The sequence below is a fragment of the Streptomyces glaucescens genome (genome assembly GCF_002154375.1).
Classification (GTDB): Bacteria; Actinomycetota; Actinomycetes; order Streptomycetales; family Streptomycetaceae; genus Streptomyces; species Streptomyces glaucescens.
On the sequence record NZ_MUND01000501.1, the window covers coordinates 1 to 11,825 of the forward strand.

At 72.7% G+C, this 11,825-nt stretch carries 9 protein-coding genes and 1 pseudogene; 1 reads left to right on the plus strand and 9 read right to left on the minus strand.

What is annotated here, in order from left to right; all coding sequences use genetic code 11:
• Nucleotides 1-1,208 (minus strand): gamma-glutamyltransferase (locus CCN42_RS29500; RefSeq protein WP_107427659.1); only part of this gene is annotated, 1,208 nt, incomplete at its 3' end.
• Nucleotides 1,209-1,500: 292 nt separating this feature from the next.
• On the opposite strand from CCN42_RS29500, the gene CCN42_RS29505 reads away from it, so the two are divergent.
• The gene (locus tag CCN42_RS29505; RefSeq protein WP_086740200.1) at nt 1,501-2,166 is read left to right on the plus strand and encodes a hypothetical protein; all 666 of its coding nucleotides are present in this window, start codon (nt 1,501-1,503) and stop codon (nt 2,164-2,166) included.
• 32 nt (nt 2,167-2,198) lie between these two features.
• Here the strand turns inward: CCN42_RS29505 and CCN42_RS29510 are convergent, their stop codons facing one another.
• From CCN42_RS29510 to CCN42_RS29545, 8 genes and pseudogenes are all read right to left on the minus strand, one after another.
• Nucleotides 2,199-3,728: an NCS1 family nucleobase:cation symporter-1 gene (locus CCN42_RS29510; RefSeq protein ID WP_086740188.1), complete on the minus strand. Its 1,530-nt coding sequence runs from the start codon at nt 3,726-3,728 to the stop codon at nt 2,199-2,201.
• Nucleotides 3,729-3,848: 120 nt separating this feature from the next.
• On the minus strand, nt 3,849-4,850 hold the full coding sequence (locus CCN42_RS29515; protein WP_086740190.1) for a TIGR03842 family LLM class F420-dependent oxidoreductase: 1,002 nt from the start codon (nt 4,848-4,850) through the stop codon (nt 3,849-3,851).
• An 11-nt stretch (nt 4,851-4,861) separates the two neighbouring features.
• Entirely contained in the window at nt 4,862-6,265 is a 1,404-nt protein-coding gene (hydA, locus tag CCN42_RS29520) for a dihydropyrimidinase (RefSeq protein WP_086740192.1), read from the minus strand.
• Between the two features lie 94 nt (nt 6,266-6,359).
• Nucleotides 6,360-7,202, minus strand: coding sequence for a nitrilase-related carbon-nitrogen hydrolase (locus tag CCN42_RS29525; RefSeq protein WP_086172970.1), 843 nt, complete (start codon nt 7,200-7,202; stop codon nt 6,360-6,362).
• A 164-nt stretch (nt 7,203-7,366) separates the two neighbouring features.
• Complete coding sequence (locus tag CCN42_RS29530; protein ID WP_086740194.1) at nt 7,367-8,920, minus strand: PucR family transcriptional regulator; 1,554 nt, start codon at nt 8,918-8,920, stop codon at nt 7,367-7,369.
• 25 nt (nt 8,921-8,945) lie between these two features.
• Complete coding sequence (locus CCN42_RS29535) at nt 8,946-10,232, minus strand: aspartate aminotransferase family protein (RefSeq protein WP_086740196.1); 1,287 nt, start codon at nt 10,230-10,232, stop codon at nt 8,946-8,948.
• The gene (locus CCN42_RS29540) at nt 10,229-11,071 is read right to left on the minus strand and encodes a nitrilase-related carbon-nitrogen hydrolase (RefSeq protein WP_086740198.1); all 843 of its coding nucleotides are present in this window, start codon (nt 11,069-11,071) and stop codon (nt 10,229-10,231) included. Before CCN42_RS29540 ends, CCN42_RS29535 begins: the two co-directional genes overlap by 4 nt.
• A 157-nt stretch (nt 11,072-11,228) precedes the next feature.
• Nucleotides 11,229-11,825, minus strand: a pseudogene (locus CCN42_RS29545) (hypothetical protein); the annotation flags it as partial.

The following is an 11,825-nucleotide window of genomic DNA, read 5'->3' on the forward strand; positions in this document are numbered from 1 at the left end:
GCCGCCGTGGGCTCCCCGGGCACGGGTGCCGTCGCGCTCATGGCGACCGTGGGTTCGCCCGCCCCGGCCGCGTCCCCGGCCCGCTCCACGGCGGCCTCCACGCGCGCGTACCGGGACAGTCGCGGGGCCCGGCCGCCGGGGCTGCCGGGCCGCAGCTCGTACGACGCCCGCTCCCCCACCAGCGTCCGCCGCTCCGCGTTGTACGCGTCCGACAGCAGCGCCTCCAGGGGCACCTCGGCGGCGTCGCCGTACCAGGCCTCCCGGTCGGCCATGGCGAGCTTGCAGCCCTCGACGAGCAGGTGGACGTAGTCGGCCGAGCCGTACGCGGGCAGCTCGGGCGGGAGCAGGGCGAGCTGCTGGAGGAGGACGGGGCCCTGGCTCCAGGGGCCGGCCTTGCACACGGTCCAGCCGTTCCAGTCGTAGGTGGCCGGCGCCTCGTAGGAGGCCGACCAGGCGGCGAGGTCGTCGCCGGTGAGGGTGCCGGTGTGGCGCTCGCCGCTGGTGTCCAGGGTGGGACGGCTCGCCTGCCGTATCAGGGCCTCGGCGATGAAGCCGGTGCGCCACACCTCGCGCGCGGCCTCGATCTGCGCCTCCCGGTCCCCGGCACGGGCGACCTCGGCCAGGAGCCGCTTCCAGGTGGCGGCGAGGGCGGGGTTGCGCAGCAGCTCCCCGGTCCGGGGCGCCTTCCCGCCGGGCAGGTAGACCTCCGCGGACGAGGTCCATTCCGTCTCGAAGAGTTCCCGTACGGTCTCCACGGTCGCGCCGACGTTGTCGACGGGCGCGTGGCCGTGCTCGGCGTAGCCGATGGCGTACTTCAGGACGTCGGCCGGCGACTTGGTGCCGTGGTCCCGCAGCAGCAGCATCCAGGCGTCGAACGCGCCGGGCACGGCGGCGGCGAGCGGCCCGGTGCCGGGCACGAGGTCCAGGCCGAGTCCCCGGTAGTGGGCGACCGTCGCCCCGGCCGGCGCGACGCCCTGCCCGCACAGCACCCTTGCCTCGCCGCCCGCGGGGGCGAGCAGGATGGGCACTTCTCCGGCGGGCCCGTTGAGGTGCGGTTCGACGACGTGCAGCACGAACGCGCCCGCCACGGCCGCGTCGTACGCGTTCCCGCCGTCCTCCAGCACGGCCATCGCCGACTGGGACGCCAGCCAGTGGGTGGAGGACACCATGCCGAAGGTGCCCTGAAGGGTGGGTCGGGTGGTGAACATACGGCTTCACACCTCGCTGTCCGCAAAGTCGGGGTCAGGATCCCGGTCACCTGACCCGCCGCAGGCTATCGATCACGCCGCTCCGGCGGGGCGTTCCGCACCTGCCGGCCGCGCCCGGAGAGCCACCCGCCGCGACAGACATATCAGGCATACAGCGCGCCCCTGGTGAGGCTGAGTCACCGCGCGGGCACGGAGCGAGTTGGCACTTCCGCACCACAGGGACTCGTGTGACACTGTCGTCCCGTCCGCAGTGCGGACTCCCTTCCGCACCGACCCCCACGAGAAGTGCGCCGTGCGTTCTCTTCCCCTGCCGCTCGCCCTCGCCGCGCGCCTGACCCCGGTCGCGGTGCTCGCCTGTGCGGGCTGGGCGCTCTCGTCCGGCCCCGAGGCGACCACCGCCGCCGAGGGCAAGGCACCGCGCGAGACCGGGACCCGGTCCGCGTCCGCCCCGTCCACCACGGCGGTGCCGCAGACGTACACCGCGGCCCCGGCGCCGTGCGCCGTCCTGCCCGAGCCGACGATCACCTCGCTGGTGCCGGGGGCGCGGACGGCCGGGAAGGAGATCCCGTCCACGGACACCTCGGTGCGCCGCACCTGCTCCTGGAACGCCCTCAAGGGCTACGACTACCGCTGGCTGGACGTGTCCTTCGAGATCGGTGACTCGGACGAGGAGGCGGAGCGGCAGTACGAGGAACGCCAGGCGGAGAAGAGCGGCGGCGGTCCGGTGCCGGGGCTGGGCGACGCGGCGTACTCCGTCGTGAACCTCACCACCGAGGACGGTCAGGAGACCCGCGAGGGCGTGGTGCTGGTCCGCGCGGCCAACGCGCTGGTGACGGTGACATACAACGGCTCCGATTTCGAGAGCAAGTCGGCACCCGCCACCGACGAGATCAACCAGGGTGCCATCAAGGCCGCCAAGGCGGCGGTGGCCGCGCTGGAGGAGAGCGGCACGAGCTGACCGGCTCGGCCCGCTGCGGCCCTCCCCCCGCCTCAGCCGCCGGCCGGTTCCCGCTCCCGCAGCGGCAGCATCAGCGCCACGTACAGCAGCAGCGAGGCGCCGAGGCCGACCGCCCAGCCGTAGTCGGCGAGCGGTTTGAGGAACGGGACGAGCCCGTCCGCCGGGAACGGCCCCGACGTCACCCCGTCCGCGCCGGTCGTCGAGTACGAGCCGCCCACCGCCAGCAGGCCGCCGACGGCGAAGGCCACGAGGGCCCGCCAGTTCCAGCCGCCGGTGTACCAGTAGCGCCCGCCGGGCGTGTACAGGTCCGCGAGGTGGAGCACGGTGCGGCGGACGATCCAGTAGTCGGCGATGAGGATGCCCGCGACGGTGCCCAGCAGCCCGCCGACCACGCCGAGCCAGGTGAAGATGTAGAACTCGGGCGTGGAGATCAGCTCCCACGGGAAGATGAGGATGCCGACGACGCCGGTGATCAGCGCGCCGGTGCGGAAGGTGATGAACTTCGGCGCCAGGTTGGCGAGGTCGTACGCGGGTGAGACGACGTTCGCGGCGATGTTCACGGACACGGTCGCGACCAGCACGGTGATGAGCGCGAAGAGCAGCCCGAAGGCGTTGTCGGCCTGGGCGGCGAGGGCGACCGGGTCCCAGATGGGCGTGCCGTGAACCACCTCGCTGCCGGAGGTGACCAGCACGGCGAGGATCGCGAAGAGCGTCATGGTGGTGGGCAGTCCGAGGGCCTGCCCCCAGGTCTGTGCCTTCTGGCTGGCGCCGAAGCGGGTGAAGTCGGGGATGTTCAGCGACAGCGTCGCCCAGAAGCCGATCATGCCCATCAGGGACGGGAAGAAGACCGGCCAGAAGTCGGGGCCCCAGCCCAGCCGGGAAGGCTGCGAGAGCAGCGCGCCGAAGCCGTCGGCCTGGACGGCGATCCAGATCAGCAGCACGAACGCGCCGACGAGGACGAACGGCGCCGCCCAGTTCTCGAAGTGCCGCAGGAAGTCCATGCCGCGGAGGATGATCGCGATCTGCACGGCCCAGAAGAGCAGGAAGCACAGCCACAGCGGCCACGGGTTCCCGGCGATCCGCCCGGCGTTCCCCCACTCGCCGCCGGTCAGCTTGGAGCCGAGCGCGAAGATGCCGCTGCCGCCGATCCAGGTCTGGATGCCGAACCAGCCGCAGGCGACGGCCGCGCGGATCAGCGCCGGGACGTTGGCGCCGCGCAGCCCGAAGGAGGCGCGGGCGAGGACCGGGAAGGGGATGCCGTACTTGGGTCCGGCGTGCCCGGTGGCGAGCATCGGCAGCAGCACGATGACGTTGGCGAGCGCGATGGTGAACACCGCCTGCTTCCAGTCCATGCCGAGCGCGACCAGGCCGGAGGCGAGGGTCCAGCTGGGGATGCAGTGCGCCATGGAGATCCACAGCGCGGCGAAGTTGTACGTCGTCCAGCGGCGCTCGGCGACCGGGACGGGACGCAGGTCCTCGTTGGCGAAGGGGCTGTCGGCGGGGAAGGCCTCGGGGGCCAGTTCTATCCGGGCGGGTGACCCCGGGGGAACGGTTTCGGTCATGGCAGGCCAATCGGCATGAGGGGACGGGAGAGGCCGTGCGGGGGCGTCGGCCCCTCCCCGGGGACGGCGGGGAGGGGAGACCGGGTGTGGGGGTCGGATCGGTGAACCGCGGCCGGTGGGTCAGGAGTTGACGGCGGGGATGACGTGCGTGCCGTACGCGTCGATCGTGGCCTCCTGCGCGTCGTGCATGTCGTACAGGGCGAACTGGTCCACGCCCAGCTCGCGGAGCGTCCTCAGCTTCTCGATGTGCGCGGAGACCGGGCCGAGGAGGCAGAAGCGGTCGACGATCTCGTCGGGCACGAAGTCGGTGGACGGGTTCCCGGCCCGCCCGTGGTGGCTGTAGTCGTAGCCGTGCCGTCCCTTGATGTACGCGGTGAGCGCCTCCGGCACCAGGCCGGAGTGTTCCCCGTACCGGCTCACCAGGTCCGCGACGTGATTGCCGACCATGCCTCCGAACCAGCGGCACTGCTCACGGGCGTGGGCCAGGTCGTCGCCCACGTAGGCGGGGGCGGCGACGCAGATCGTGACGGACGCGGGGTCGCGGCCGGCCTGTTCGGCGGCGTCGCGCACCGCCCTGACCATCCACTCGGTCAGGAACGGGTCGGCCAGCTGGAGGATGAACCCGTCCGCCTTCCGCCCGGCCAGGGCGAGGGCCTTGGGACCGTACGCCGCCATCCACACCGGGAGCCGGCCGTTCCTGATCCAGGGGATCCGGACGGGGTTGCCGTCGATGACCGCCTCGCGGCCCTCGGCCAGGTCGCGGATGACGTCCACCGCCTCGCCGAGCCGCGCGAGGGTGTTGGGCTTGCGCCCGGCGACCCGCATCGCCGAGTCGCCGCGGCCGATGCCGCACACCGTGCGGTTGCCGAACATGTCGTTGAGGGTGGCGAAGGTGGAGGCGGTGACCTCCCAGGTGCGGGTGCCCGGGTTGGTGACCATCGGGCCGACCTTCAGCTTCTGGGTGTTGGCCAGGATCTGGCTGTAGATCACGAACGGTTCCTGCCACAGCACGGCGGAGTCGAAGGTCCAGCCGTGGCGGAAGCCGTTGCGTTCGGCGCGTTTCATCAGGCTGACGACACGCGATGCGGGCGGGTCGGTCTGGAGGACGAGTCCGAAGTCCATGGGCGTCTCCCCTAGCTGAGGTACTGACAGGTGGAGCGCGGGGTGTAGACGCCGTGTCCGGAGCGCCCGGTGTAGGCGCGCTCGGTGATCACGGGCACTCCGCGGGAGAGCACGGTCTCGACGCGCCCGGTGACGCGTGTGCCCTCGTAGGCCGAGTAGTCGACGTTCATGTGGTGCGTGTCGGCGGAGATGACCTGCTCGGCGTGCGGGTCGTAGATGACGAGGTCGGCGTCGGCGCCCGGGGCGATGGTGCCCTTCTTCGGGTACATGCCGAACATCCGGGCCGGGGTGGCGCAGGCGATCTCGATCCAGCGGCGGCGGGAGATGTGCCCGTCGAGGACGGCCTGGTGGAGCAGGTCCATGCGGTTCTCCACTCCCGGCAGCCCGTTGGGGATCTTGGAGAAGTCGCCGCGGCCCAGTTCCTTCTGGCCGGTGAAGCAGAAGGGGCAGTGGTCGGTGGAGACGACCTGGAGGTCGTTCGTGCGCAGGCCCCGCCAGAGTTTCGCCTGGTGCTCGCGGGGCCGCAGCGGCGTGCTGCACACGTACTTGGCGCCCTCGAAGTCCGGCTCGGCGAGGTTGTCGGTCGACAGGAACAGATACTGCGGGCAGGTCTCGCCGAAGACGTTCAGGCCCTCGTCGCGCGCCCGGGCGAGTTCCGTGACCGCCTCCATCGCCGAGACGTGCACGACGTACAGGGGTGCGCCCGCGACCTGGGCGAGCCGGATGGCGCGGTGCGTGGCCTCGGCTTCCAGCAGCGCCTTGCGGACCTCCCCGTGGTGGCGCGGGTCGGTCTCGCCCCGGGCGAGGGCCTGCTCGACGAGGACGTCGATCGCGATGCCGTTCTCGGCGTGCATCATGATCAGGCCGCCGTTCTCGGCGGAGCGCTGCATGGCGCGCAGGATCTGCCCGTCGTCGGAGTAGAAGACCCCGGGATACGCCATGAACTGCTTGAACGAGGTCACGCCCTCCTCGATGAGGAGGTCCATCTCCTTGAGCGTCTCCTCGTTCACATCGGAGACGATCATGTGGAAGCCGTAGTCGATCGCGCAGTTGCCCTCCGCCTTGGCGTGCCAGGCGTCCAGGCCCTCGCGCAGCCCGTGCCCGACGCTCTGCACGGCGAAATCGACGATGGTGGTGGTGCCGCCCCAGGCGGCGGCCCGGGTGCCGGTCTCGAAGGTGTCGGAGGCGAAGGTGCCGCCGAAGGGCAGCTCCATGTGGGTGTGGACGTCGACACCGCCCGGGATGACGTACTTCCCGGTGGCGTCGATGGTCCGGTCGGCCGTCCATGCCTCGGCGGCGGGGGTGCCGGTGGCGGCGAGGGCGGCGATGCGGGTGTCCTCGACGAGGACGTCGGCGTGGATCTCGTCGGCGGCGGTGATGACGAGGCCGCCGCGGATGAGGGTACGGCTGCTCATGTCTGGGTCGCTCCTCGCTGTAGGTACGTGGCGGTTGCCGGTGGCCGGCCGCGCGGTTCCCCGCGCCCCTGAGGACCTTGCCCCTGCCCGTGTGTCAGGGCGCTGTCAGCGGGTCGTAGGCCCCCGGCACCCGGTCCCGGTAGAACTGCCAGCGGTCGCGGACCTCGCGCAGCTTGGCCGTGTCCAGGTCGCGGACGACCAGTTCGGGTTCCTTGTCGCTCGCGACCTCGCCGACGAACCGGGCCTCCGGGTCGACGAAGTACGACGTGCCGTAGAAGTCGTTGTCGCCGTACTCCTCGACGCCCACCCGGTTGATCGCGCCGATGAAGTACTCGTTGGCGACGGCCGCCGCCGGCTGTTCCAGCTGCCAGAGGTAGCCGGACAGGCCCCGGGAGGTGGCCGACGGGTTGAAGACGAGTTCGGCGCCCGCGAGGCCCAGGGCCCGCCAGCCCTCCGGGAAGTGGCGGTCGTAGCAGATGTACACGCCGATCCGGCCCGCGGCGGTGTCGAAGACGGGCCAGCCGGAGTTGCCGGGCCGGAAGTAGAACTTCTCCCAGAAGCCGTTGATCTGCGGGATGTGGTGCTTGCGGTACTTGCCGAGGTAGGAGCCGTCCGCGTCGATCACGGCGGCGGTGTTGTAGAGGACGCCGGGCTGTTCCTCCTCGTACATCGGCAGGACGAGGACGATGCCCAGCTCGCGGGCGAGGGCCTGGAAGCGGCGGACGACCGGGCCGTCCGGGATCTTCTCCGCGTAGGCGTAGAAGGCGGGGTCCTGGACCTGGCAGAAGTACGGTCCGTAGAACAGCTCCTGGAAGCAGAGGACGTGGGCGCCCTGCGCGGCGGCGTCGCGGGCCGCCTGTTCGTGCGTCCGGATCATCGACTCCTTGTCGCCGGTCCAGGCGGTCTGGAAGACGGCGGCGCGGATCACTCGGCTCATCGGGACCTCCGGTCGCTGCGGTGGCTCGGTGTGCCGTGAGCGTAGGAAGCCGCGGAGCCCGCTTCGACGGGCAGCGTGTCACGTCCGCGGGCGGGCGGCGTGCCACCGTGTCACGCTGCGGAGGAGCCATGTTTCACCGCCGTTTTCCCAGGTGGTCGCTTGTTTCACCGGTGTTGCGCGTCATGTGCGAGGAGTGCGATGTGCACGGAGGCGGCCTGCTCGAAGTCGTCGAGGTCGACGCCGAGGCGGGTCTGTATCGCCTCCAGGCGGCGGTAGAGCGCGGGCCGGGAGACGTGGTGGAGCTGGGCGGTGCGGGACTTGTTGCGGCCGGTGGCGAGGTAGGTGCGCAGGACCGCCAGCAGGGCGTCGTCACCGGCGCCGAGCAGTCCGTCCAGCTCCCGCTCGGCGAAGGACTGCACCTGCGGATCGTCCCGCAGCAGCCGGATCAGGCCCCGGAGGTGGACGTCCCTCAGGCGGACGACCGCCGGCAGGTCCAGGGCGGCCGGGGAACCGGCCACGGCGTCCGCGACGTGCCGGGCCTCGCGCAGCCCGGCGGGTACGTCGTCCCAGTCGGTGCGGGCGTCGGCGGCGGCCACCACGGCGGTACGGGTCTCCTGGCGCAGCCGGGCGGCGAAGTGCTCGGTGAGCGCGGTGGCGTCCTGGTCGCGGGCGAGGCTGAGCAGGACGGCGGCCGCGCCGTCGGCGAGTGCGGCGGCCAGCCCGGGCAGGCCCAGCAGCCGCAGGGTGCTCTCCAGCCGGGCCGGGTCGCCGTCGCGGACGACGAGCGGGACGAAGGTGCGCCGGCCCACGGGCAGTCCGGCGGCCCGCGCCCGGGGCAGCAGTTGCCGGGCCGGCACGGCCCCGGCGACCAGGTCGGTGAGCAGGCTCCGCGCGGACTGCTCCTCCCAGCCGTGCGCGGCGCCGCCCAGCAGCCGGTGCAGGACCAGCGCCTCGGCGGCCCGGTCGGCGAGCAGCCGGCCGGCGGCCCGCTCGCCCCGGTGGCCGCACAGCACGATCCGCCCCCAGCGTTCGCCGCGCCCGCCGAGTTCGGCGCGGATCCAGCCGTCGCCCTCCGATGCGCCGGCCTGCCGGGCGATGCGCTCCCAGTCGCGCAGCACGTCGTCCACCGCTGGGCGTTCGCCGGCGGTGGCCAGTACGCGGTGGGCGAGGTTGGTGACGACGACGGGGCAGCCGCTGTGCCGGGCGATCTCGTCGAGGAGCCGTTGCAGCGGAGCTCCGGCGGTGATCAGCGCGGTGAGTGCGGTGCGCACGGTCTCGGAGAGGCTGACCGCGGCGAACTTGTGCCGCACCAGCCGGGACTGGACCTCCTCGGTGAGCTGGGCGAACGGGAACGGCCGGTGCAGGACGACCAGCGGCAGCCCGCACCGCTCGGCGGTCCGGCACATCGCGCGCGGCGGCGCGGGGAAGGCGCGGCCCAGTCCGAGGACGACGGCCGCGGCCTCCGCGCGGTGCAGGGAGCGGATGTACTCGGCCTGCTTGGCCTCGTCGCCGACGAGCAGCACCCCGGTGGTGAGGACCATCTCGCCGCCGCTGAGCATCACCCCGACGTCGGGGGCCTCGGCGACATGGACCCAGCGCACCGGGCGGTCGAGCCGGTCGGCGCCCGCCACCACCTCGGGCTCGCCGGCGAGCACCCGCTCCAGGGTGAGCACCTGGCGCACCGACAGGGCGGCCGGCGGCGTCGGGCTGGCGGTCATGGCGGGTCCCCTGTCTCCTCGGCGGCTAGGCGATGCTCCGCAGGGCGCCTTCGAGGATCTCGGCGCCCTCCTCGGCCTCGGCGACCGTGAGGGACAGCGGCGGGGCGATCCGCAGGGCGCTGGTGCTGTGCCCGCCGCCCTTGCCGATGAGCAGGCCGCCCTCGCGGGCCGCCTCCAGTACGGCCGCCGCGGCCTCGGGCGCCGCCTCGTCGGTGCCGGGCTTCGTCAGCTCGATGCCGATCATCAGTCCGCGCCCGCGCACCTCCCGTACGGCCGGGATCTGCGCGGCGGCGGCCCGCAGGCGTTCGATGAGCAGTCCGCCGACCCGCCGGGCGTTGCCCTGGAGGTCGTGTTCCAGCAGGTAGGTGAGGTTGGCGAGGCCCGCGGCCATGGTGACCTGGGTGCCGCCGAACGTGGAGATGCTGTTGGCGTCCAGGCAGTTCATGATCTCGGAGCGGGCGATGACGCCGCCGACGGACATGCCGTTGCCGATGCCCTTGGCGAAGGTGACGATGTCCGGCGGGCCGCTGCGGCCGTGCGCCTGCCAGCCCCAGAAGTGCTCGCCGGTGCGGCCCCACCCGGTCTGCACCTCGTCGGCGATCCACAGCGCGCCGCGCTCGTGCAGCACCTCGCGGAAGGCCGCGTACAGGCCGTCCGGCGGGGACGTGAAGCCGCCCACGCCCTGGACGGGCTCGGCGATCAGCGCGGCGGGCGGGCGGGTGTGGCCGAGCAGGTCGCGCAGATCATCGACGCAGGCGTCGATGAACGCGCGGTCGTCGAGCGCGGCGTACGGGCCGCGGGTGCGGACACCGCCGTGCACGTACAGCGTCTGGAGCGGGGACAGCGAGGTCGGGGACCAGCCGCGGTTGCCGGTGATGCCGACGGTGGAGAAGGAGCGGCCGTGGTAGCTGTTGCGCATGGCCAGGACGGTGTTGCTGCGCCGGTAGGTGGTGGCGAGCAGCAGCGCGGTGTCGTTGGCCTCGGTGCCCGAGGTGGTGAAGAAGACCCGGGCGTCCGGGATGCCGCTCAGCTGGGCGATCCGCTCGGCGAGCTCCACCATGGGCCGGTTGAGGTAGAGGGTGGACGAGTGGATGATCCGCCCGGCCTGCTCGGCGACCGCCTTGGTCACCTCGGGCAGGGCGTGCGCGGTCATCGTGGTGAGGATGCCGCCGAAGAAGTCGAGGTAGCGGTTGCCCGCCGCGTCCCAGACGTGCCGGCCCTCACCGTGGGTGATCTCCAGCGGGCGGTCGTAGTAGAGGGCGAGCCAGTCGGGCAGGACGGCCCGGTGCCGTCCCCACAGGTCGTCGGTCACGGCCGCACCAGCCCTTCGTACGCCTCGGGGCGCCGGTCGCGGTAGAACGCCCACTGCTGCCGCACCAGCTCGATCAGGCCGAAGTCGAGGTCGCGGACGACCAGTTCCTCCTTGCTGTCGCCGGCCACGTCGCCCACGAGCTGCCCGCGGGGGTCGACGAAGTAGCTCGTGCCGTAGAAGTCGTTGTCGCCGTACTCCTCGTGGCCGACGCGGTTGATCGCGGCGACGAAGTACTCGTTGGCGACGGCCGCGGCGGGCTGCTCCAGGCGCCACAGGTGGGACGACAGGCCGCGGTGGGTGGCCGACGGGTTGTAGACCAGCTGGGCGCCGTTCAGACCGAGCTGGCGCCAGCCCTCCGGGAAGTGGCGGTCGTAGCAGATGTAGACGCCGACCTTGCCGACGGCGGTGTCGAAGACCGGCCAGCCGAGGTTGCCGGGCCGGAAGTAGTACTTCTCGTAGAAGCCCTTGAGCTGCGGGATGTGGTGCTTGCGGTACTTGCCGAGGTAACTGCCGTCGGCGTCGATCACGGCGGCGGTGTTGTAGTAGAATCCGGGCTGCTCGACCTCGAAGACGGGGACGACGATCACCATGCCCGTCTCACGGGCCAGCTCCCGCATCCGGCGCACGGTCGGCCCGTCCGGCACCGGCTCGGCCCAGCGGTAGTGCTCCGGCTCCTGGACCTGGCAGAAGTAGGGGCTGTTGAAGACTTCCTGGAAGCCGATGACCCGGGCTCCCCGGCGGGCCGCCTCGCGGGCGTGCTCCTCGTGTTTCGCCACCATGGACTCGGTGTCGCCGGTCCAGGTGGCCTGGACCAGAGCGGCGCGTACGACGTCGGCCATGAGCTGCTCCTTCGACGGGACGTCAGAGCCTCTACGCCCGTAGAAGCAGGGCGTAGAGGGACGAACGTATGCCTCAGCGGAAGCCTTGCCAAGACCATCGTCGCCAACCCGCTCGGTCGGCCGCGATTCACACTCCGGTGGGTGAGCGCGGGCCCGGTCAGGCGGACAGTCCCGCGACCCGCAGGGCGTGCACCAGGTCCCGGTGGCGCCCGGCGGAGGCCCGCCCGGCGGCCTCCAGGAGCAGCGGGACGAGGACCGGCGGATCGACCGCGGCACAGCGCGCGGCCTCCTCCGGGGCGCGGACCCGGACGTAGGCGTCGAGCAGGGCGTCCAGCTCCCGGCGGCGGCCCTCGGCGGCCAGGGCGCGCACGGCCTGCCCGATCTCCGCGGCGGGACGCGCGACGCCCTGCCGCAGTATCTGCTGCGCGTCCGCGTCCCGGCCGGCCGCGGAGAGCGCGTCGGCGACACCGGCCAGCCGCTCGGCGGGCAGCGAGGCGGTCTCCCACAGCAGGGTCGCCCAGTCGGCGCCCAGCCCGGCGCGCTCCAGCTCCGCCGCGAGCAGCGGGAAGCGGGCTGCGGGCCGAGGGCCGCAGCGGTGAGGCGCACGCGCTGCTGGCCGAGGCCGCCCACTGGCCCGCCGCCCGCTTCCCGCTGCTCGCGGCGGAGCTGGAGCGCGCCGGGCTGGGCGCCGACTGGGCGACCCTGCTGTGGGAGACCGCCTCGCTGCCCGCCGAGCGGCTGGCCGGTGTCGCCG

Bases quoted from the DNA above. Each gene is read 5' to 3' on its own strand.
- CCN42_RS29510 (WP_086740188.1), bottom strand. From the start codon at position 3,728: ATGACCGAAACCGTTCCCCCGGGGTCACCCGCCCGGATAGAACTGGCC.
- CCN42_RS29515 (WP_086740190.1), bottom strand. From the start codon at position 4,850: ATGGACTTCGGACTCGTCCTCCAGACCGACCCGCCCGCATCGCGTGTC.
- hydA (WP_086740192.1), bottom strand. From the start codon at position 6,265: ATGAGCAGCCGTACCCTCATCCGCGGCGGCCTCGTCATCACCGCCGCC.
- CCN42_RS29525 (WP_086172970.1), bottom strand. From the start codon at position 7,202: ATGAGCCGAGTGATCCGCGCCGCCGTCTTCCAGACCGCCTGGACCGGC.
- CCN42_RS29530 (WP_086740194.1), bottom strand. From the start codon at position 8,920: ATGACCGCCAGCCCGACGCCGCCGGCCGCCCTGTCGGTGCGCCAGGTG.
- CCN42_RS29540 (WP_086740198.1), bottom strand. From the start codon at position 11,071: ATGGCCGACGTCGTACGCGCCGCTCTGGTCCAGGCCACCTGGACCGGC.